Genomic DNA, 21,132 nt, shown 5'->3' with positions numbered 1-21,132 from the left:
GCACGCCTACATGTTGGGATAGTTAGGGCCTCCTCCGCCTTCCGGCACGACCCAGTTGATATTCTGGGTCGGATCCTTGATGTCGCACGTCTTGCAATGCACGCAGTTCTGCGCGTTGATCTGCAGTCGCGGACGCCCGCCTTCCTCGACATATTCGTAGACGCCGGCCGGGCAATATCTCTGCTCGGGCCCGTCATAGTCGGCGAGGTTCACCTCCACCGGTATGCTGGCGTCCTTGAGCGTCAGATGAACCGGCTGGTCTTCCTCGTGATTGGTGTTCGACAGGAAGACCGAGGAAAGCCGATCGAAGCTGATGACGTTGTCGGGCTTGGGATAGGCGATCTTGGGCGCCAGGTCCTTACGCCAAAGGCCCTCATTGTCGCGGTGATGGCCCATCGTGAACGGCAGGCCGATCTTGAGGTAGCGCATCCACATGTCGAGGCCTGCGGCGAGCGTGCCGACGGTGCCACCGAACTTCGCGACCATCGGCTCGACGTTGCGGACCATCTTCAATTCGTCCGCGACCCAGCTCGCATGGAGACTGGAGTCATAAGCATCCAGCGTGTCGCCGGCGCGTTCCGCAGCGATCGCCTCGAAAGCGGCTTCGGCGGCGAGCATCCCCGATTTCATCGCCGTGTGACTGCCCTTGATCCGGGGCACGTTCACGAAGCCGGCCGAGCATCCGATCAGCGCCCCGCCCGGGAAAACCAGTTTCGGAATGGCCTGGTAGCCGCCCTCGTTGATCGCGCGGGCGCCGTAGCTGACCCGCCTGCCACCCTCCAGCACAGCACGGATCGCCGGATGCTGCTTCCAGCGCTGGAACTCCTCGAACGGCGAGAGATGCGGGTTGCGGTAATTGAGTGCGACTACGAATCCCAGGGCGACCTGGTTGTTCTCCTGGTGATAAAGGAATCCGCCGCCCCAGGCATCGTCAAGCGGCCAGCCCTGAGTGTGGATGACGCGGCCGGCCACGTGCTTCGCCGGATCCACGTCCCACAATTCCTTGAGCCCGATCCCATAGACCTGCGGTTCGCTGTCCCGATCGAGGTCGAACAGGCGCTTCAGCTCCTTGGTGAGATGCCCTCGGGCGCCCTCCGCAAAGAAGGTGTAACGCCCGTGCAGCTCCATTCCGGACTGGTAATCGGGCTTGCGGGTTCCGTCGCGGGCAACGCCCATGTCGCCGGTGGCGACGCCCTTCACCGAACCGTCTTCGTTGAACAATATTTCGGCGGCGGCAAAGCCGGGGAAAATCTCGACTCCGAGCGCTTCCGCCTGGCCCGCCAGCCACCGGCAGAGATTGCCCAGGCTGACTGTGTAGGTGCCCTTGTTGTTCATGAACGGGGGCATCAGTGCATGCGGCATTTCGCGTTTCTTGGTGCGGGTAAGCACCCAGTGATGGTTCTCGATGACCGGCACGGTCATGGGGCTGTCGAGCTCGCGCCAATTCGGCAGCAATTCGTCGAGCGCGCGCGGATCGACCACCGCTCCGGACAGGATGTGCGCGCCGACCTCGGATCCCTTTTCCAAAATGCAGACCGAAAGCTCCCGCCCCGCCGCCTCGGCGAGCTGCTTCAGACGGATGCTCGCGGCGAGACCGGCCGGGCCCGCACCGACGATCACCACGTCATACGCCATCGACTCGCGTTCGGACATTCAAGCTCTCCTTGCGGGCTGCCGGGACTCTCCTCATCGCGGGCAGCTAACGCCTCGCAGATAGGTGGCAATTTTACGGTTGACCAGCCCGCCCGCTATAGCGTTTTGCTGGATCGGGATGGAGCGGGGAAATGAACACTGGACCCCTGCGGCCGCTGCAAGCGTGCTGCAGTGGTGGTCCGACGCGGGCGTCGATGTTCTGATCGATGAAGAGCCGCGCGACTGGTTGCGCCCGCAGCCGGCGCCGCTGGCCCGTGCGAGCGAGCCGGCCCCTCTGCAAAGGCAACCGGATCGGCGGGCGTTGCAACCCTCGGCGCCGACGGTTCCGGCGCCCGCCGCACCGGTCGAAGAGCTCCCCGGCCAGATCGACCTGTTCCAGGCCTATCTGCGCACAAGCGAGACACTGAACTTCGCGGCCCCCTCGGCACCCCGCGTCTGCCCGTCCGGCGACCCTGCCTCCGGGCTGATGATCCTGGCGGACATGCCCTCCACCGACGATTGCGGCACCGGCACCTTGCTGTCCGGAGAGCCCGGCCGCCTGTTCGATCGGATGCTGGCAGCGATCGGCCGGGATCGCAATTCGGTCTATCTCGCGGCCTTGTCCTGCCTGCGCTCGCCGGACGGGCGGTTTGCGAGCGACAGCGCGCGCAATTGCGCAACCCTTGCCCGGCATCATATCGGCCTTGTCGCGCCGAAGGCGGTGCTGTTGCTGGGCGATGCCTGCGCGAAGGCGCTGATTGGATTGCCGATGGCACAGGCGCGTGGCCGCTGGCATGAAATCCAGACGCAATCAGGACCGGTTAAGGCCTTGGTTTCCATTCCGCCCGCAACCTTGCTCAACCTTCCCACCGCCAAGGCCCATGCCTGGGCGGATCTCCAGATGCTGATCGAAGAGGTGAACGCATGAAGCTCAAAACGCTCCTGCTTGCCGCCGCCCTCGCTCTTCCCGCGGCGCCGGCTCTTGCCGACGACGCCGGCGCCCGCGCCGTCGTCCCCAATGTCCTCACTGCCGATCAGCGCACGGCCTATCGCGATATCTTCGCAGCGATGCGTGCCGAGGATTGGTTCGGTGCTACCGCGAAGCTCGCCGCGATGCCGGAGGGGCCCCTCCATGCCGCCGCCTGGGCCGAACTCTATCTCGCCAAGAATTCGCCAAAGGCCGAGCTGGCGCAGATCCTTCCGGTGCTCGAACGGGCGCCCGACATGCCGAAGGCCGAACAATTGGCTCGGCTTGCCGCCACCCGCGGGGCGACAATGCTTCCGGTTCTCCCCCAGCCGCAACGACTGATCTGGCAAGGCAGCCAGCCGCGCCGAGAGCGCGTGTCGGGCACGAAGAACGACCCGGTCGCCGCCGACCTCGACAAGTTCATCCAGCCGCTGATCGTCGGCGATCGGCCTGCGGAGGCAGAGGCGCTGTTGCTTGAAAAGCAGGGGCTGCTGACGCCGGAGGCCCTGACCGAGTTTCAGCAGCGGATCGGATGGTCTTATTATCTGATCGGAAGCGACGCGGATGCGCGCCGCATCTCGGAGCAGGCGCGCGTCGGGATCGGCGAATTCGCGTTGCAGGCGACCTGGACGTCGGGCCTCGCCGCCTGGCGGATGAAGGATTGCCGGGCCGCCGCCGATGCCTTCGCCACCGTCGCCGGCCGCGCCACGGATGTCGAGCTTGCCGCAGCGGGCAATTATTGGGGCGCGCGCGCCGACATGATGTGCGGCCGCCCTGAGCGGGTGCAGCAGCAATTGCGCAGCGCCGCGCGTCTGAAGGAAACCTTTTACGGAATGCTGTCCGCCACGGCGCTCGGCATCCGCGATCCGGGCTTTGCCGGTCTGCACAATTACCGCGACGCCGAGTGGCGCCCGATCGCGGACAAGCCCAATGTGAAGGCCGCTATCGCGCTCGCCGAGATCGGCGAGATGGAGCTTGCCGATCAGTTCCTCCGCCAGCAGGCGCGGATCGGCGGCCCGGCCGACCACAATTGTCTGCTTCATCTGGCGGCCGACCTCAATCTTGCGGGAACGCAATATTGGCTAGCCCATAATGCGCCGCGCGGGGCCACGATCAACATCGCCGCTCGCTATCCGCGACCGGATTGGCGGCCGAGCAAGGGCTGGCGGGTCGATCAGGCGCTGGTGTTCGGCCACGCTCTGCAGGAATCGAACTTTCGCACCGCCGTGATCAGTCCGGCCGGTGCCCAGGGGCTGCTGCAGGTCCGCCCCGGCACCGCCGGCGACATCGCGCGCGCGCGCGGCGATGCGTTCACCAATGATCAGCTCAGCCAACCGGCATCGAACCTCAAATACGGCCAATCCTATATCGAGTATCTGCGGGATCTACAGGCCACCGGCGGGCTGCTTCCCAAGGTGATCGCGGCCTACAATGCCGGCCCGAAGCCGATCGGCGAATGGAATTTCCGTCAGATGGATAAGGGCGATCCGCTCCTCTACATCGAGTCGATCCCTTATTGGGAAACGCGCGGTTACGTGCCGATCGTGCTCCGCAATTACTGGGTCTACGATCAGGTCAACGGCAAGACCTCGCCGAGCCGCAACGCTTTGGCGCAAGGCATGTGGCCGCGTTTCCCGGGCATGCCGGGCGCGGCGGCGGTTCGGCTGCAGAAGAACGACAAGGAACTGGCGCTCGGCACCGACTGAGGTCCGCTTGCCGAGCTCAGCGTTTCAGCACCGATCAGGGTGAGCCTTCAGCACCGTTCCTGCTTCGTCTCCACCCCGTCCGGGGTATCTGACTAAGCGCGATTTTGTTCTTGATCTGTTCCAAGGCACGGCCCATGCTCTCCTTCATGAGTCGCCCTGATGTGCACCATGGCCGCGGCGCGCCCGAGAACCGGACGCCGACCCGCTTCAACCTCCCGGTGCGGGAGGCGGACGGCGATTGGCTGGATGCGCGCGAGGATCTCGACGAAGCCCCGCCGCCGCTGCGGACCACGGTAACCGTCGAGAGGCCGAAGACGATCATCGCACGCAACGTCTCTCCCGACGTCGGGTTCGATCGTTCGATCAATCCCTATCGGGGCTGCGAACATGGCTGCATCTACTGCTTCGCGCGGCCGACCCACGCCTTTCACGATCTGTCGCCAGGCCTAGACTTCGAATCGAAGCTGTTCGCCAAGCCGGACGCGGCGGCATTGCTGCGTGCCGAGTTGTCGAAGCGCGGCTACGTGCCGCGGCCGATGGCGCTCGGGACGAACACCGATCCCTATCAGCCGATCGAAGCGCGGTGGAAGATCACCCGCAGCATCCTCGAGGTGCTGGCCGAGACCAGGCATCCGCTGACGATCACGACCAAGTCCGACCGGGTCACCCGCGATATCGACATCCTCGCACCGATGGCGGCGGAGGGTCTCGCCTGCGTTGCGGTGTCGGTGACATCATTGACTCCCGCCATCTCCCGCACACTCGAGCCGCGGGCGCCGGCGGCGCGCAAGCGGCTGGCGGCGGTGAAGATGCTGCGCGAAGCCGGGATCCCCGCCTATGTGGCGATCGCACCGGTGGTGCCCGGGATTACCGATCATGAGGTCGAGCATATTCTCGAAGCCGCGGCGCAAGCTGGCGCGATCGGCGCCTTCTACATCCCGGTGCGGCTGCCGCACGAGGTCGCGCCCTTGTTCCGGGCGTGGCTGGACGAGCATTTCCCAGATCGCGCCGACAAGGTGATGAACATCATCCGGGCCCTGCGTGGGGGGCGCGACAACGATCCTGATTTCTTCACCCGGATGCGCGGTTCCGGCCCCTGGGCGGACCTGATCGCCACCCGGTTCAAGATCGCCTCGGCGAAACACGGCTTCACCCGCGAGAAGATCAGCTTGAGGACAGACCTGTTCGTTCCCCCGCAAGGCGCCCAGCTCCGTCTGTTCTAAGCGCTTGCCCGCTGACCTTCGTCGAAGCGGACCGCCGCAAGATCCTTGAACCGGCAGACCATCAGGGTGCCGTCGTCGGCGCGGCACATGCGGATGAAATTGCCCCCGCGGCTCAGTGCGATGCTCGATACCGGGTGCCATTCGCCGGGAACGTGATCAATGCTCACCCACAGCTGCCGGCCCTCGCCAAGGCCCTTCTCAGCCAAATCGAACAATTGCTTCTGAACGCTGATCACACATCAATCCCTCAGGCCGCGCCTCGCAGGCGATGATCACGATACGCCTCCCGAATAGTGGTTTTCAACAGCTTGCCGGTGGCAGTATGCGGCAGGCTGTCGACGAACAGGATTTCATCGGGCAGCCACCACTTCGCCACCTGGTCCGCGAGATGGTCGAGAACCTGCTCGGAGGTGACTTCGCTGCCAGGCTTGCGAACGATCAGCAGCAGCGGCCGCTCATCCCATTTGGGATGGGGCACGCCGACCGCCGCCGCTTCGGCGACGCCGGGGCAACCAACCGCCGCATTTTCGAGCTCGATCGAGCTGATCCACTCGCCGCCCGACTTGATCACGTCTTTCGAGCGGTCGGTGATCTGCATCACGCCGTCGGGATGCAGGATCGCCACGTCCCCTGTCTCGAACCAACCCTCCGCGTCCACGGCCGCCCCGCGCCCATCCTGGAAGTAGCGCTCGAGCACCCAGGGGCCGCGGGCCTGCAGCCGTCCCGACGTCTTGCCGTTACGCGGCAGGACAGCGTCCGCGTCGTCGAGCGTACGGAGCTCGACGCCGAACGGCACACGTCCCTGCCGGCAGAGATAATCGAGCTGCTCGGCCTCGCCGAGTTCGTCCCAGTTTCCCAGCGGCGCGCCGCAGGTGCCGAGCGGCGACATTTCGGTCATGCCCCAGGCGTGCCCGACGCGGATGCCGCGATCACGGAACCAGGCGATCATCGATCGCGGCGCCGCCGCCCCGCCGATATGGACGACCCGCAGGCTAGCGAGATCGGCGCCGCTCGCTTCGACATGGCCGATCAGCGCCAGCCAGACGGTCGGCACGCCCGCGGTGTGGCTGACGCCTTCGTCGTGCATCAGATCGCACATCGCGCTCGGCGTATAATCGGCTGAGAACACCATCTTGCCGCCGACGATCGCAGTGGCGAACGGCAGCCCCCAGGCCGCGGCATGGAACATCGGCACCACCGGCAGCACGACGGCGCGCGCCGAGAGTTCGAACACGTCGCCCGAGGTCAGCATCATCGCCTGCAGCACGGTCGAGCGGTGCTCGTAAAGCACGCCCTTGGGGTCGCCCGTCGTGCCGCTCGTATAACAGAGCATCGCCGGGTCGCGTTCGTCGCCCTCTATCCAGGGATAATCACCACTTTCCGCCGCGATGAGGTCTTCGAATCCCGTTTGTCCATCGGCGGGATCGAAGCAGATGAAATGCTCGATCGAGGTCCAGCGCGGTTTCAGTCGCTCGACCAGTGGTGCGAAGGCGCGGTCGTAGAAGAGGATCCGGTCTTCGGCATGGTTGGCGATGTAGACGAGCTGATCGTCGAACAGGCGCGGGTTGATCGTGTGGATGACGCCGCCCATGCCGATCGTCCCGTACCAGGCAACGACGTGGCGGCTGTGGTTCATCGCCAGCGTCGCCACCCGGTCGCCCGGAGCGATGCCAAGGCGTTCGAGCGCGGCAGCGAGCTTGCGGCTGTCGCGGTGTATCCCGGCCCAATTCGTGCGGGTGCGGGTGCCGTCCGCATAGAGGGAGACGAGCTCGCGCGTGCCGTGCTCCCGCGCCGCATGATCCAGAATCCGCGGGATGCGGAGAGGCCAATCCTGCATTCCACCCAGCATAAACTCTCCCGTTTTGCGGGGAGTGTATGCCCTCAGGAAACCAGCGCAAGCCGCGGCGCAGGCGCGGCCGACAGATTCACCGCGACAATGCCGGGCAGGCGTTCAAGGCGCGCGGCGAGATCGGCATCGAGCTTGAAGTCGCGGCCAAGCAGGACTTCGGCCTCACCCCCTCCGAATTTCGCCCGAAGGCGCAAGTCGCCGCTGCCGCCGCGTTCGCCGGCGAGCGCGGCTGCGAGCCGGCGAAGCGCCGCCTCATCCTCGACTTGGACTTCCAGCTGGAGCCGAGCGCGCTTCGAGAGCGTGTCGAACAGCTGGATCTGCTTGATCGTCACCCGCGGGGTCTCGTCGCCGGGACGGCGATCGAGTTCGACCGTGAGCAGCGCGCAGGCGCCGGTTTTCGCCGCCTCTTCGAGCCGCTCGGCAACGTCATCCTCGAAGCAGGTCGCAACGAACTGGCCGGACGCATCGGACATCGTCGCCATGAGGTAACGCCGGCCGCGTGCCGACGTTCGCCAGCGTGCATCCTCGACCATGCCGGCCATCACGCCGTTGGACCGGCCCCCATCCGGCGGCGCCGGCATCGCGCAATAGGCCCCGTAGCTGCGCGCACCGTGCGCCTCGGCAAGGTGGCGGAAGCGATCGACCGGGTGCGCCGAAAAATAGAAACCGAAGGCTTCCTTCTCCGCCGCCATGCTTTCGGCCATCGACCAGGCCGCGGCGACCGGCATGCGGATCGGCACGACGTTGCTCTCGCCGCCGAACAGGCCGCCCTGGCCGCTGGTCCTTTCCTCCGCGGCGCTCGCGGCATGGGCGAGGATCGTCTCGGCAGCGGCGAACACTGCCGCCCGGTTCGGCGCCAGCGCATCGAATGCGCCGCCGGAGGCGAGACTCTCGATCTGGCGGCGGTTGAGCAGGCGCGGATCGACCCGCTCGGCGAAATCGTCGAGCGACTTGAAACGTCCCTTGACCTTGCGTTCCTCGACCAGCTGTTCCATCGCTTTCTCGCCGACGCCCTTGAGCGCACCGAGCGCGTAGCGGACGGCATGCCCCTCACCGTGGGGCTCGACGTCGAACTCGGCCGCGCTGGCGTTGACACAGGGCGGCAGGCATTCGATCTCGAGCCGGCGCATGTCGTCGACGAAGATGGCCAGCTTGTCGGTCTGGTGCATGTCGAAGCACATCGAAGCGGCGTAAAACTCCACCGGGTGATGCGCCTTCAGCCACGCCGTCTGGTAGGCGACCAGCGCGTAAGCGGCGGCGTGGCTCTTGTTGAAGCCATAGCCGGCGAACTTATCGATCAAGTCGAACAGCTCGTTGGCCTTCGCCTTCTCGATGTTGTTGGCTTTGCAGCCGGTGACGAAGCGCTCGCGTTGCGCGTCCATCTCCGCCTTGATCTTCTTGCCCATCGCGCGCCGCAGAAGGTCGGCTTCGCCGAGACTGTAGCCGGCGAGCACCTTGGCGGCTTCCATCACCTGTTCCTGGTAGACGAAGATGCCGTAGGTCTCGCGGAGCACGTTTTCGAGCAAGGCGTGCGGGTACTCGATCGGCTCGCGGCCGTTCTTGCGCGCGCCGAAGGTCGGGATATTGTCCATCGGGCCCGGCCGGTAGAGCGACACGAGCGCGATAATGTCCTCGAAATTGGTCGGCTTCACGGCCGCGAGCGTGCGCCGCATGCCTTCGGACTCGAGCTGGAACACGCCAACCGTCTCGCCGCGCTGGAGCAGCTTGTAGACTTCCTCGTCGTCCCACGGCAGCGTCTCGAACGACACGTCGACACCGCGCTTCCTGAGCAGATGTGCCGCCTTTTGCAGGACCGACAGTGTCTTGAGACCGAGGAAGTCGAACTTCACCAACCCGGCGCCCTCGACATATTTCATGTCGAACTGGGTGACCGGCATGTCGGACCGCGGATCGCGATAGAGCGGCACCAGCGCGTCAAGCCGGCGGTCGCCGATCACCACGCCGGCAGCGTGGGTCGAGCTGTGCCGCGGCAGGCCTTCGAGCTTCATCGCAAGATCGAACAGGCGTCTGACCTGAGCGTCGCCCTTATATTCGGCGGCAAGTTCCGATACGCCGTTCAGCGCGCGGTCGAGCGTCCACGGATCGGTCGGATGGTTGGGGATCAGCTTGGCCAGGCGATCGACCTGCCCATAGGACATCTGCAGCACCCGGCCGGTATCCTTGAGCACGGCACGTGCCTTGAGCTTACCGAAGGTGATGATCTGCGCGACCTTGTCGGCACCGTAACGCTGCTGGACGTAGCGGATGACCTCGCCGCGGCGGGTTTCGCAAAAGTCGATGTCGAAGTCGGGCATTGACACGCGTTCCGGATTGAGGAAGCGTTCGAACAGCAGCCCGAGCCGAAGCGGATCGAGATCGGTGATGGTCAGGGCCCAGGCAACCGCCGAGCCGGCACCGGATCCGCGGCCCGGACCGACCGGGATGTCGTTGTCCTTGGCCCATTTGATGAAGTCGGCGACGATCAGGAAATAACCCGGGAACCCCATCCCGACGATGATCTTGATCTCGAATTCGAGGCGATCGAGATAGACTTGGCGCTGTTCCGCGGTGAGATCGGGGTAGAGCGCGAGGCGCTTCTCGAGACCGGTAAAGGCATCCTCGCGCAACTGACGCGCCTCGCCCTCGAGGTCGCCGGCGACGCTCGGCAGGATCGGCTTGCGCTTGGGCGCGCCGACCGCGCAGCGGCGGGCGACCACGGCCGTATTCTCGATCGCCTCGGGCAGATCCTCGAACAGGCGGCGCATCTCGGCGGCCGGCTTCATCCAGGCTTCCGGCGAGGATTTGCGGCGATCGTCGCGATCGATCTGGCTCGATTGCGCGATGCAAAGCATCGCATCGTGGGCCTGGTGGAAATGCGGCTCCGCAAACCGCGCCGGATTGGTCGCCACCAGCGGGAGATTGCGGGCATAAGCGAGATCGATCAGCCGGGGCTCGGCTGCCTCCTCGATAGAATCGCCGCGGCGGCTGAGCTCGATATAGAGGCGGTTCGGGAACAGCGTCTCGAGCCGGCGGAGCACATCGTCGGCCAGCGAATCCTGTCCCTCGGCGATCAGCCGTGCAAGCGCGCCCTCGGCGCCCGCCGTGAGCGCGATCAGGCCATCGGTACGCCCCTCGAGGAAGTCGAATCCGACATGGGCTTCCTCTTCCACCGGGCGATCGAGATGCGCGGCCGAGACGAGAGCGCAGAGATTGTCGTAGCCGGCGCTGTTCTGCGCATAAAGCGCGAGCCAGTCGATGATCGGCGGCTTGCCGTCCGGGGTCCCGGGCCGGGCCAGCCCGAGCATCGTCCCGACGACCGGCTGAACGCCCTCGCCTTTGCAGGCGTCGGTGAACGCCATCGCCGCATAAAGGCCGTTGCGGTCGGTCAGCGCCGCTGCAGGCAGATCCAGCTTCTTCGCCTGCTTGGCGATCGCCTTGGGCTCGATCGCACCTTCCAGCATCGTGTAGCAGGAGAAGATGCGAAGCGGGACGTACGGTGCGGACATGGATTCGTTATGGGCAGCCGCGCCGCTTATGGGAAGTGAAACGGGATCTTTTCCACAGGAAATCCGCAGCTTCAGCGGCCTTCCTGGACGGTCTTGATCTCGGAAATCCGCGCTGCATAGACGCCGTCGACGCACGCCGCCGAGCCGCATTGCTCGCGGCGGGCGAGGAAGGCATCGCGGCTCCGGCGCAGGTGGCGCTGAGTCGCGGCATCGCTGTTCGCCATCGCCTCATAATAGACCGAGGCCATCTGCCGGTCGCGGGCCGCCAGCGCAGGAGACCCGCAGATCATCCGCTCCGAGCGGGTGCCGGCATAGCGGCAATTGAAGCTGGGCTTGCCTCCCGGTTGCACGGGCGGCGCTTTTGGGACCGGGGCCGGCGCCGCTTGCGCTGCTGGGTTGGCATCCACCACATCGACCTGCGGTGCCGCGGCCGCGGGCGCGCTGGGCTGCGGGACCGTGACGACCTGGGGCAGCTTGCCGCCCGCAAGGCCGAAGGTCGCGAGCCGGTAGACGATCGGCTCGGCGCCATCCATCTGGTAGACGAGGCCGCTGCCGTCGGCGGCGGGTTGCGCGGAATATTCGACCTCGGCCGAGACCCGGCGCATTCCGTCGAACGCATTTTCGGCGCCCGGTGGAAGCTCGAGGATGAAGCGGCCGCTGCAGACGGTGACATCGAGCGCCTCGTCACGGCTCTTCACCACCGGCTTTTCCATCCGGACCACCGACGCGGCGGCGATCGGATCGAGGTTCCGCGCATCGGAGTTACGAATCCGCGCTGCCTCGTCGAACACGACGGACTTCAGCCGATCATAGGTCTCCGCTGACGAGCAGGCCTTGCGCAGGCGCTCGCCAGCTTCAGCAGCGAGTTCCTTCTCCGTTTTCGCGCCCGGTGCGCTTTTGGCCTTCATCCAGTCGCAGCCGCTCGTGACAATGAACGAACAGACGAGAGCAGTCGATAGGAGCTTGTGCATTCCTGAGGGGTCCTGCCGTTGGATTTTCGCTCCCAACGCACGAAATCGCCTCAACGTGTCAGCGACTCTCCGATTCTCCCGCTCGGCCCGTACGTCCTGAACAAGACCCTTCCGCGAATGTCTGCGGCAGGCAGCATTTCCACGCCCATCTCGGCACGAGGCACGCGACTGTCGGCCGACATGTCGCGATTGTCTCCAAGCACGAACAAATGACCGGGGGGCACTGCGCGTTCGCGCATTTCATCGAAAAGCTGTTCGCCCTTGTCGTAGATCTCGTGCTCCGCCACTTCGCCGGGAAAGCGCTCGGCGTATCGCCGATATTCGCCTTCCTGGCGGACGAAGCGCTGCCTGACGGGCGTTCCGTTCAGTACGAATATGCCGCCGCGCATCGCGACGCGATCCCCGGGCAAAGCGGCCACACGCTTGACGTACATGGAGTCGCCGACCGCAAGAACGATGATGTCGCCCCGGCGGACCTCTCGTGCCCGCATGTCCGCGACAAGGCGATCGTTCTTCAGCAGGAGGGGATTCATGCTCTCGGCGGGAATGTAGAACGACCGATAGTAAAGCCGGGGAAGGCCCGCCACCTCCGAGACCAGCAGCATGGCGACCAAGCCGAGCCCCACGATCGCATACCAGCGTTGCCAGACCGGACGTTCGAGAGGGCGGAGGGGGCTCCAGCGCCAGCTCAGGATTATCGAAGCCGCAAGCGCGAGCACGATCGTCAGGGAAACGAGGCCAAGGCTCACGGCCCAGCCCCAGAAGTGCAGAACTGGCGCGGCGATGTAGAAGAGAACGAGCAGAAGGCAGGCGACTGGGGCTGCCAGGGCACATGCCAGAGCGGCCTTCCAATGTCCGAGTCTAAGAAGGCCCAGCCCCGGAACGAGAAGGTTCAGCGCGGCGATTCCGATCCGCGCCCCGGCTCCCCGCCTCGCGTCGCTCACTCGAGCACGCCCTCGTGCAATCTCAGCACCCGGTCCATCTTGGCGGCGATCCGCTCATTGTGGGTGGCGACCAGGGCGGCACTGCCCTCATCGCGAACCAGGCGGAGGAATTCTGCGAACACGACGTCAGCGGTCTTCTCGTCGAGATTGCCGGTCGGCTCGTCGGCCAGGACGAGGGCCGGCCGATTGGCGAGCGCGCGCGCGACGGCGACGCGCTGCTGCTCCCCGCCGGAGAGCTGGCTCGGCCGGTGGGTCAGGCGCTGGCCGAGGCCAAGCGAGGACAGCAAGCTTTCGGCCCGTTCGGCCGCAGCCTTCGGCTCTGCGCCATGGATAAGCTGCGGCAGCACCACGTTTTCGGATGCGGTGAAATCGGGAAGCAGATGGTGAAACTGGTAGACGAAGCCGAGTGCGTCGCGGCGCAGACGGGTGCGGCCGTCATTGTCGAGCGATGCCGCTTCCTCCCCGCCGATCCGGATCGATCCTTCGAAGCCGCCCTCGAGCAGGCCGACCGCCTGCAGCAGGGTCGACTTGCCGGAGCCGGAGGGGCCGAGCAAGGCAACGATCTCGCCCTTGCGGATATCGAGATCGATGCCGCGCAGGACGTGGATGGTCACCCCGCCCTGTTCGAAATTGCGGCGAAGGCTGCGGACGGAAAGAACGTCATTCATAGCGAAGCACCTGCACCGGATCCGTGCTCGCCGCCTTCCACGCCGGGTAGAGGGTGGCGAGGAAGCTGAACAGAAGCGCCATCAGCACGATCGCGGTCACTTCGAACGGATCCGTCTTCGACGGCAGCTCGGTAAGGAAACGGATCGACGGATCCCACAGATTCTGGCCGGTGACGAGTTGGATGAAGTTCACCACCGATTGACGGAAGAACAGGAAGATCGCGCCGAGCACCAGGCCGGCGAGGATGCCGAGCGCACCGATCGACACGCCGACGGTCATGAACACCTTCATCATTGCCCGGCGCGAGGCCCCCATCGTCCGCAGGATCGCGATGTCGCGCGTTTTCGCCCGCACCAGCATGATCAGCGACGAGAGGATGTTGAACACGGCGACGAGGATGATGATCGACAGCACGACGAACATCGCGACCCGCTCGACCTGCAGCGCCTCGAACAGCGACGAATTGAGCGATCGCCAATCCGCCACGACCGCGCGGCCACTGATCACCGGCTGCAACGGGGCCAGGATCTCGCCGACCCGATCGGCATCCACCGTCTGCACTTCGACCATCCCGACGGAGTCGCCGAGCATCAGCAGGGCCTGCGCATCCTGGATCGGCATCACGACGAATGCCTTGTCGTAGTCATAGATCCCGACCTCGAAAATCGACGAGACGTTGTAGGAGACGATCCGCGGCACCGTGCCGAAGGGGGTTGATCGCCCCTCAGGGCTGATCAGCGAAATCTGTCCGCCCACCGTGGCGCCGAGCGCCTCGGCCAGACGTGCACCGATCGCGACGTTGTTCGATCCCGGCTGCAGCGTCTCGAGCGATCCGGCCAGCACCTTCCCCTTGAGCGTCGGATTGGCGAGGATGTCCCGTCGCTGCATGCCGCGCACGAGCACGCCTTCGACGCGGCCGGAATAGCTCGCCATCAACGGCTGCTCGATCAGCGGGACGGCCGAGGTGACGCCCTGCGCCGCCCGGGTCTGCCGGACGATGTCCTGCCAATTGTCGAGCCGGCCGCCATAGCCCTGGATCACGGCATGGCCGTTCAGGCCGACGATCTTGTCGAACAGCTCGGCACGAAAGCCGTTCATCACGCTCATCACGATGATCAGGGCCGCGACTCCGAGCATCACGGCGACGAGGCTGATTGCGGCGACCAGGAAGATGAACCCCTCGCCCTTGCCCGGCAGCAGATAGCGCCGGGCGATCATCCGCTCATAGCGGTTCAGGATCACAGGGTCAGTCTCGCCAGCGCGCTTTCGACGGACAGTTCCTCGCGCTCCCCGGTGGCGCGATGCTTCAGTTCGACCACGCCCTTGGCGAGCCCCTTGGGTCCGACGATCAGCTGCCAAGGCAGGCCGATCACGTCCATCGTCGCGAACTTGGCGCCGCCGCGTTCGTCGCGGTCGTCGTAGAGCGTCTCGACGTCGGCCGCCTGGAGCTCGCGATAGAGCATGTCGCAGGCCTCGGTGCAGGCGGCATCGTCGACACGCATGTTGATCAGGCCGACCCGGAACGGTGCGACGCTTTCCGGCCAGATGATGCCATTGTCGTCATGGCTCGCCTCGATGATCGCGCCGATCAGGCGCGACACGCCGATCCCGTAGCTGCCCATGTGCGGCCGCACCTGGTTGCCATCCTTGCCCTGGACCGAAAGACCCATGCTGTCGCTATACTTGGTGCCGAACGCGAAGATGTGCCCAACCTCGATGCCGCGGCGGGTGCGCAGGCGATCGGCCGATACCGGGCAGTCCGTCACCTTGGCATGCTCTTCCTCTTCCATCGCATAGAGGCCGGTGAGCCGCGCGATCGTGGACGCATCGGCGGAAAGCAATTCCTCGCGGGTGACCTCCTCGATCGCGGCATCGTAGAAGACCGCGCTCTCGCCGGTATCGGCAAGGATGTGGAATTCGTGGCTGAGATTGCCGCCGATCGGGCCGGTCGGCGCGCGCACCGGCACCGCCTGCAGGCCGAGCCTTGCGAAGGTACGCAGATAGGCGACGAACATCGCCTCATAGCTCTCCTTCAGTCCTTCCTCGTCCATGTCGAAGCTGTAGGCGTCCTTCATCAGGAACTCGCGCCCGCGCATCACGCCGAATCGCGGACGGCGTTCGTCACGGAACTTCCATTGGATGTGGTACAGGGTCCGCGGCAGATCGCGATAGGAGCGCGCAGCCTCGGAGAAAAGCTGGGTGATCATCTCCTCGTTCGTCGGCCCGTAGAGCATCTCGCGCTCATGGCGGTCGACGAACCGCAGCATCTCCGGCCCATAGGCGTCGTAACGTCCGGACTGACGCCACAAATCCGCCGATTGGACGGTCGGCATCAGCAGCTCGACGGCTCCGGCTCGGTCCTGTTCCTCACGGACGATCTGCTCGATATTGCGCAGCACCCGCAGCCCCAGCGGCAGCCAGGCATAGATTCCGGCAGCGGTCTGGCGGACGAGGCCGGCACGCAGCATCAGCTTGTGGCTGACGATCTGGGCGTCGGCGGGCGTTTCCTTGGTAACGGGGAGCAGATAGCGGGTGAGACGCATTGTGTTGCAGGTGTCCGTTCAGGGGGAGCGGCCAGTCTCTAAGGGCGGCATAGATGCAAGGCAACCGCCCTGCGACTCGCTCCAGGACACACCCACCTGTTGCATTCTCGACACAGCCCGTCAGCATTTTGCCACAAGTCTTTGATTACCCCGTGACAATACGGGGCCTCAGCGCCTAGCAGGGGTCACCGGACGATTGGCGAAGGCCTCGGTTCGGGGAGGCATCGGCCCCGTTATCCTATGCGAGGTGGGATTTCGTGCGGGCCGTCATCTTCCAAGGGGGTTGACGAGCAATCGTCACGCAGGTGCCCGGGCAGCGATGTCCGGGCACTTGTTGTTTGCCCCGCTCCCCGCTCGATCAGCGCCATGCCGCACCGCCGCATGTGCGTCCCGTTAGCCACAGTCCGAGCTTCGCACTCCGGCCCGAGGCAGTCCCAGCCCGGATCGCCAAGATCGAACGTCATCGGACTGCAATACGCCTCTGCTAAAGCTCGCCATGCGGAAGACGGGAGTCGAAGCATGCTGAACGGAAAGATGAATTCAGGAGCCGCACGACAGTTCGCCGAGCAAGAGATTGGCGGCTGGATGCTGTTTGCGCGCCTGCTGGTCTGGGCGACGCGTAACAATCACCGCGCCTGATCTTCAACGCCAAGGCATTATGCCTGCCTAGTCGAACGACCGCTCCATTCACCGGGAGAGTGTTTGTGCTGACCTCCGAAGACAAGGATTTCCACGTCGCCAGGGCACGGGCCGAGCTCGATGCAGCGTATCGAGCGGAACGGTCCGAGGTCGCGACCGCACATTTGAAGCTCAGCGCGCTCCACATGCGGCGTGCGCAGCAACTCGCCGAGACAGGGCGCGAGATGGAGATTGCCTGGATCGAGCGCTGCGCGCCGCTCCACCGCGCCCGCGCGGCCGTCCTCCAGGACGCCTGATCGCCGGAAAGCGATCGATCATCCAGGTCCTCGACTGAGTTGGCGGCACCTGCCGCGATCCGCGACGGGAAGAGCGGAAGCGCTCGCAAGAGGCTTCTCGCGTGCCCACTGCCCCTGTCGCTCCCCGAGCGACGCCGAACCGAGGCAGGCTGGCTGGGACGAAGAGTGTCGACGTACCGTCCCACGTAGACGGTCGAAACTGCGATACGGTGTTCCTCCCATATGGAAGTACCGGCCCGAATCGGCCAAAGAGCGCGCAGCCGACCCGATCACCCCTGTTCGCCGGTCGGTCAGGGCCGAGGCAGCTCCCCCCATTAGCGCGCCTCGGTCCGCCTTTCGGGATCTCGGCTCCGGGATTTCCCGAGCATGTCCGGCAGTGGACGCGCCTCCTCCTGGTTCCTAATGACGCCCGATCTTCGGCGTCGCCCGGCGCCTAAATTGGAGCCGACTGCTTGAACCGATCCGCCGAACCCTCCGTGCGCCCCGATGTCGGCGCCTTTCTCGATTTCCTCAACGCCCTGCCGGGCCCGCGCAGCAGCGAAGCGGGCCTGGATGCGGCGCGCGAGATGATGCGGAAATCGCGGGACGTGGCGGATGCGCCCGTGGAGCCGCTTGTCGTGATCCGGGATCTCTCCTGTCCTGGACCCGGCGGCGATATTCCGCTTCGCCTCTACGACGCGCGCGAAACCCGCGCCCCGGGGCCGCTGCTGCTTTTCTTCCATGGCGGCGGCTTCGTGCTTGGCGATCTCTACACGCACGAGCCTTTTTGCACGATGCTTGCCAAGGCGCTCGATCTCCCCGTGCTGGCCGTCGACTATCGATTGGCGCCGGAACATCCGTTTCCCGCGGGGCCGGACGACTGCATCGCCGCGGCACGCTGGGCATCGGCCAGCCCCGATGCGCTCGGCCGCGGCATCACCGGCCTGATCCCTTGCGGCGACAGCGCCGGCGGAAATTTCGCGATCGTCGTCAGCCTCGCTCTGCGTGATTCGCCGGCAGCCGTCCCCGTCCTTGCGCAGTGGCCGATCTATCCTGCCGCCGATCCGGCGAAGGGCTATCCGAGTTTCACCGATTTCGCCGAGGGCTATCTGCTCACCCGAGATGACATGGGATGGTTCGAGGAGTGTTATCGGGCCGATCGGAACGACTGGCGTTATGCGCCTTTGCTCAAGGACCAGACAGGCATGCCGCCGACCTTGGTCCTCACCGCCGGCCTTGATCCGATCCGGGACCAGGGCCGGGCCTATGCAGCCGCGCTGGTGCAGTCGGGGGTGAGGACGGTGTTCCGCGAGGCAACCGGGAACATCCACGGCTTCATCTCGCTCCGAAAGGCGATTCCGTCGTCGGATACCGACGTGCGCGGCGCGATCGAGGCGCTGAAGCTGATCATCGAGGAGGCACAGGCACAATGAGCGAGCAAAACCGCGTGGACCGGTACACCCTTCCCTATCGCCCCGGCGCCGGCGTGATGCTGATCAATCGCGATAACAAGGTGTTCGTCGCGCAACGCCTCGACTCGACGCTCGAGGCCTGGCAGATGCCGCAGGGCGGTCTTGATGAGGGCGAGGAACCGGAAGACGGCGCCCTGCGTGAGCTGGAAGAAGAAACCGGCATCACCCGCGACAAGGTCGAAGTGATCGCCCGCGCTCCCGAGGCGCTGCTCTACGATCTCCCGGAAGATCTCGTCGGCAAGCTGTGGAAGGGCAAGTGGCGCGGCCAGCGCCAGCATTGGTTCCTCTGCCGCTTTCTCGGTCGAGACGAGGATATCGACATCGAAACCGAGCACCCGGAATTCCGTGCGTGGCGCTGGGCCGATCCGGAAACCCTGCCGGCGATGATCGTCCCCTTCAAACGCGAGCTGTACGAAAAGGTCCTCCACGCCTTCCGCGAATGGCTGCGCTGATCGACCACGGGCGCCGCCTGTACTCCGCCGCACCGGTTGGCTAGAGCAAGCGGATGCGGGGGCTGACGATCATCGAGCGCGACGCGATTGCGCGCTGCGCCGCCGAGCCGATGCTCGACCAGGTGATGGCCTGGGCGGCGATCAACAGCGGATCGCGCAATCTCGAGGGGCTGAGTGGGATCGCCACGATGCTGGCGGACGCCTTTTCGCTCCTGCCCGGCGATCTCGCGCTGCTTGCCCCCTCCCCGGCCGAAGCCGTCGATGCCGGCGGCAGCACGCGCGCGATTGAACATGGCCGCAACCTTCATCTCAAGGTCCGGGCCGATGCTCCGGTGCAGTTGCTGCTTACCGGCCACATGGACACGGTGTTCGGTGTCGATCATCCGTTCCAGTCGGTTGCGTGGCGCGAGAACGGTGTCCTCGGCGGACCCGGTGTCGCCGACATGAAAGGCGGCCTCGCGGTCATGCTTGCTGCGCTCAAGGCCGTGGAGGCATCGCCGCTGGCCGCCACTCTCGGCTACGAGATCGTCATCAATTCCGACGAGGAGGTCGGTTCGCCCGGATCGGCCGCCTTGATCGCGGCGGCGGCGCGCGGGAAATATGCCGCCTTCACTTACGAGCCCGCCGCCCTGCCCGACGGCACGCTTGCCGGCGCGCGCCCCGGCAGCGGCAATTTCTCCATCGTCGTCACCGGTCGCAGCGCCCATGCAGGCCGCAATCCGGAGGACGGCCGCAACGCCCTGGTCGCGGCGGCGGACCTCGCCGTGCGGCTGGCGGCAGCTCGCGCCCCCGGCCTCTCGGTCAATCCCGCGAAGATCGACGGCGGCAGTCCCAACAATGTCGTGCCCGATCTCGCCGTCCTGCGGGTCAATATGCGCCCGGAAACACGCGAGAAGCAGGCTGCGGCGGAGGCGGCGCTGGACGGCGCGGTCGATGCGATCGCCGCCGAGCACGATGTCGTCATCCATGTCCATGGCGGCTTCGGCCGTCCGCCGAAGCCGCTCGATGCCGGTGCCGAGCGCTTGTTCGGCCTCGTGAAAAGATGCGGCGCCGATCTCGGCCAGGACATTGGATGGCGGGCGAGCGGCGGCGTCTGCGACGGCAACAACATCGCCGCCTGCGGGGTGCCGGTGGTCGACACGATGGGCGTGCGCGGCGGCGCCATTCATTCCACAGACGAATATCTGATCGTGAAGAGCCTCGAGGAACGCGCGCAATTGTCGGCCCTGGCGCTCCTCCGGCTCGCTACAGGGGAGAAATTGTGAGCTTTCGCGTGCGCCCGGCGGGCAATGACGATTTCCAGGCCATTTACGAAATGGCGAAGCTGACCGGGGGCGGCTTCACCAACCTCCCGCCGGACCGCGGCGCCCTGGTCGACAAGATCGTCCGCTCGCAGAAATCGTTCGAGCGAACCGGTGACGAGCCGAGCGACGACATGTTCCTGTTCGTGCTCGAAAATGTCGACACCGGCCAGATCCGCGGAACCTGCCAGGTGTTCGGATTGGTCGGCGTGCACGCGCCATTCTACAGCTACCGAATCGGCACCCTCACCCAGACGTCGAAAGCACTCGGCAAGACCTTCCGCGCCCAGCTCCTCAACCTCTCGACCGATCTCGAAGGCTCCTCGGAAGTCGGCGGCCTCTTCCTCCACCCGGGAGAGCGCGCAGGCGGGCTTGGCCTGCTGCTCGCCCGCAGCCGCTATCTGTTCATCAAGCTTCACCGCGAACGGTTCGGCAAGCGCGTACTGGCGGAACTGCGTGGGGTGATTGACGAAAGCGGCGGATCGCCGTTCTGGGACGCGATTGCCGGCAAGTTCTTCGGCATGAATTTCCAGGAAGCGGATGAATTCAACGCCGCCCACGGCACCCAATTCATTGCCGATCTGATGCCGAAGACTCCGATCTACACCGCGATGCTGCCGGAAAGCGCCCGCAGCGTCATCGGCGTCCCGCATCCCAAGGGACGCGCGGCGATGAAGATGCTGGAAAATGAGGGCTTTCACTTCGATTGCTACGTCGACATCTTCGACGGCGGCCCGACGATGATCTCGCCGACCGACCAGATCCGCACGATCCGGGATTCCCGCAGCCTGACGGTGGAGAACATCGCGGAGGAGGTCAGCGGCCCTTCGGAGATGCTGGCAAGCGGCCGTCTGGAGGATTTCCGCGCCTGCTGCGCCTGCGTCGAAACCGCCCCGGGCGGCAGTGCGACGATCAGCCGCGCCACGGCCCAGATGCTCGGCATTTCTGCAGGCGATACGATCCTGGCCATGAGTCGCTGAGCG

The 21,132-nt window shown here is 65.5% G+C and carries 17 protein-coding genes; 8 read left to right on the top strand and 9 right to left on the bottom strand.

What is annotated here, in order from left to right:
- Positions 1–6: 6 nt before the first annotated feature.
- A complete protein-coding gene (locus C7I55_RS12215; protein ID WP_106513277.1) occupies positions 7–1,653 on the bottom strand; it encodes an electron transfer flavoprotein-ubiquinone oxidoreductase in 1,647 nt (548 codons plus the stop codon).
- Positions 1,654–1,771: 118 nt separating this feature from the next.
- Here C7I55_RS12215 and C7I55_RS12210 point away from each other — a divergent pair, with 118 nt between their 5' ends.
- The 3 genes from C7I55_RS12210 to C7I55_RS12200 all read left to right on the top strand — a co-directional run bounded on the left by C7I55_RS12210 (position 1,772) and on the right by C7I55_RS12200 (position 5,528).
- Positions 1,772–2,560, top strand: coding sequence for a uracil-DNA glycosylase (locus C7I55_RS12210; RefSeq protein ID WP_106513276.1), 789 nt, complete (start codon positions 1,772–1,774; stop codon positions 2,558–2,560).
- Positions 2,557–4,305: a lytic transglycosylase domain-containing protein gene (locus C7I55_RS12205; RefSeq protein WP_106513275.1), complete on the top strand. Its 1,749-nt coding sequence runs from the start codon at positions 2,557–2,559 to the stop codon at positions 4,303–4,305. Before C7I55_RS12210 ends, C7I55_RS12205 begins: the two co-directional genes overlap by 4 nt.
- A 146-nt stretch (positions 4,306–4,451) precedes the next feature.
- Positions 4,452–5,528 (top strand): PA0069 family radical SAM protein, encoded by a 1,077-nt coding sequence (locus C7I55_RS12200; RefSeq protein ID WP_106513854.1) that lies wholly within the window; start codon positions 4,452–4,454, stop codon positions 5,526–5,528.
- Here C7I55_RS12200 and C7I55_RS12195 read toward each other — a convergent pair.
- The 8 genes from C7I55_RS12195 to proS all read right to left on the bottom strand — a co-directional run bounded on the left by C7I55_RS12195 (position 5,525) and on the right by proS (position 16,010).
- A complete protein-coding gene (locus C7I55_RS12195) occupies positions 5,525–5,764 on the bottom strand; it encodes a hypothetical protein (RefSeq protein WP_106513274.1) in 240 nt (79 codons plus the stop codon). The two genes, C7I55_RS12200 and C7I55_RS12195, sit on opposite strands and share 4 nt — an antisense overlap.
- 11 nt (positions 5,765–5,775) lie before the next feature.
- A complete protein-coding gene (locus tag C7I55_RS12190; RefSeq protein WP_106513273.1) occupies positions 5,776–7,377 on the bottom strand; it encodes a long-chain fatty acid--CoA ligase in 1,602 nt (533 codons plus the stop codon).
- 32 nt (positions 7,378–7,409) lie between these two features.
- On the bottom strand, positions 7,410–10,883 hold the full coding sequence (gene dnaE, locus C7I55_RS12185) for a DNA polymerase III subunit alpha (RefSeq protein WP_106513272.1): 3,474 nt from the start codon (positions 10,881–10,883) through the stop codon (positions 7,410–7,412).
- A gap of 71 nt (positions 10,884–10,954) precedes the next feature.
- Complete coding sequence (locus tag C7I55_RS12180; RefSeq protein ID WP_106513271.1) at positions 10,955–11,854, bottom strand: lysozyme inhibitor LprI family protein; 900 nt, start codon at positions 11,852–11,854, stop codon at positions 10,955–10,957.
- A 50-nt stretch (positions 11,855–11,904) separates the two neighbouring features.
- A complete protein-coding gene (lepB, locus tag C7I55_RS12175) occupies positions 11,905–12,798 on the bottom strand; it encodes a signal peptidase I (RefSeq protein ID WP_106513270.1) in 894 nt (297 codons plus the stop codon).
- Positions 12,795–13,466, bottom strand: a complete 672-nt coding sequence (locus C7I55_RS12170) for an ABC transporter ATP-binding protein (protein WP_106513269.1) — start codon at positions 13,464–13,466, stop codon at positions 12,795–12,797. Before C7I55_RS12170 ends, lepB begins: the two co-directional genes overlap by 4 nt.
- On the bottom strand, positions 13,459–14,709 hold the full coding sequence (locus tag C7I55_RS12165; protein ID WP_106513268.1) for a lipoprotein-releasing ABC transporter permease subunit: 1,251 nt from the start codon (positions 14,707–14,709) through the stop codon (positions 13,459–13,461). The genes C7I55_RS12170 and C7I55_RS12165 overlap by 8 nt, the downstream gene beginning before the upstream one ends.
- Positions 14,706–16,010, bottom strand: coding sequence for a proline--tRNA ligase (proS, locus tag C7I55_RS12160; RefSeq protein WP_106513267.1), 1,305 nt, complete (start codon positions 16,008–16,010; stop codon positions 14,706–14,708). The genes C7I55_RS12165 and proS overlap by 4 nt, the downstream gene beginning before the upstream one ends.
- A gap of 704 nt (positions 16,011–16,714) precedes the next feature.
- Here proS and C7I55_RS12155 point away from each other — a divergent pair.
- The 5 genes from C7I55_RS12155 (at position 16,715) to C7I55_RS12135 (ending at position 21,129) form a co-directional block, all read left to right on the top strand.
- Complete coding sequence (locus C7I55_RS12155) at positions 16,715–16,945, top strand: hypothetical protein (protein WP_106513266.1); 231 nt, start codon at positions 16,715–16,717, stop codon at positions 16,943–16,945.
- A 452-nt stretch (positions 16,946–17,397) separates the two neighbouring features.
- A complete protein-coding gene (locus C7I55_RS12150) occupies positions 17,398–18,357 on the top strand; it encodes an alpha/beta hydrolase (protein WP_233222187.1) in 960 nt (319 codons plus the stop codon).
- Entirely contained in the window at positions 18,354–18,848 is a 495-nt protein-coding gene (locus tag C7I55_RS12145) for an RNA pyrophosphohydrolase (RefSeq protein ID WP_106513264.1), read from the top strand. The genes C7I55_RS12150 and C7I55_RS12145 overlap by 4 nt, the downstream gene beginning before the upstream one ends.
- A 53-nt stretch (positions 18,849–18,901) precedes the next feature.
- A complete protein-coding gene (locus C7I55_RS12140) occupies positions 18,902–20,113 on the top strand; it encodes a hydrolase (RefSeq protein WP_106513263.1) in 1,212 nt (403 codons plus the stop codon).
- Positions 20,110–21,129 (top strand): arginine N-succinyltransferase, encoded by a 1,020-nt coding sequence (locus tag C7I55_RS12135; RefSeq protein ID WP_106513262.1) that lies wholly within the window; start codon positions 20,110–20,112, stop codon positions 21,127–21,129. The genes C7I55_RS12140 and C7I55_RS12135 overlap by 4 nt, the downstream gene beginning before the upstream one ends.
- Positions 21,130–21,132 lie beyond the last annotated feature (3 nt).

The sequence above is a fragment of the Allosphingosinicella deserti genome (assembly GCF_003012735.1).
In the GTDB taxonomy this organism is placed as follows: domain Bacteria; phylum Pseudomonadota; class Alphaproteobacteria; order Sphingomonadales; family Sphingomonadaceae; genus Allosphingosinicella; species Allosphingosinicella deserti.
Note: the sequence above shows the minus strand (reverse complement) of the source record. Positions and strands in the feature narration are given on the sequence as shown.

Bases quoted from the DNA above. Each gene is read 5' to 3' on its own strand.
- C7I55_RS12215 (WP_106513277.1), bottom strand. From the start codon at position 1,653: ATGTCCGAACGCGAGTCGATGGCGTATGACGTGGTGATCGTCGGTGCG.
- C7I55_RS12210 (WP_106513276.1), top strand. From the start codon at position 1,772: ATGGAGCGGGGAAATGAACACTGGACCCCTGCGGCCGCTGCAAGCGTG.
- C7I55_RS12205 (WP_106513275.1), top strand. From the start codon at position 2,557: ATGAAGCTCAAAACGCTCCTGCTTGCCGCCGCCCTCGCTCTTCCCGCG.
- C7I55_RS12200 (WP_106513854.1), top strand. From the start codon at position 4,452: ATGAGTCGCCCTGATGTGCACCATGGCCGCGGCGCGCCCGAGAACCGG.
- C7I55_RS12190 (WP_106513273.1), bottom strand. From the start codon at position 7,377: ATGCTGGGTGGAATGCAGGATTGGCCTCTCCGCATCCCGCGGATTCTG.
- dnaE (WP_106513272.1), bottom strand. From the start codon at position 10,883: ATGTCCGCACCGTACGTCCCGCTTCGCATCTTCTCCTGCTACACGATG.
- C7I55_RS12180 (WP_106513271.1), bottom strand. From the start codon at position 11,854: ATGCACAAGCTCCTATCGACTGCTCTCGTCTGTTCGTTCATTGTCACG.
- C7I55_RS12170 (WP_106513269.1), bottom strand. From the start codon at position 13,466: ATGAATGACGTTCTTTCCGTCCGCAGCCTTCGCCGCAATTTCGAACAG.
- proS (WP_106513267.1), bottom strand. From the start codon at position 16,010: ATGCGTCTCACCCGCTATCTGCTCCCCGTTACCAAGGAAACGCCCGCC.
- C7I55_RS12145 (WP_106513264.1), top strand. From the start codon at position 18,354: ATGAGCGAGCAAAACCGCGTGGACCGGTACACCCTTCCCTATCGCCCC.
- C7I55_RS12140 (WP_106513263.1), top strand. From the start codon at position 18,902: ATGCGGGGGCTGACGATCATCGAGCGCGACGCGATTGCGCGCTGCGCC.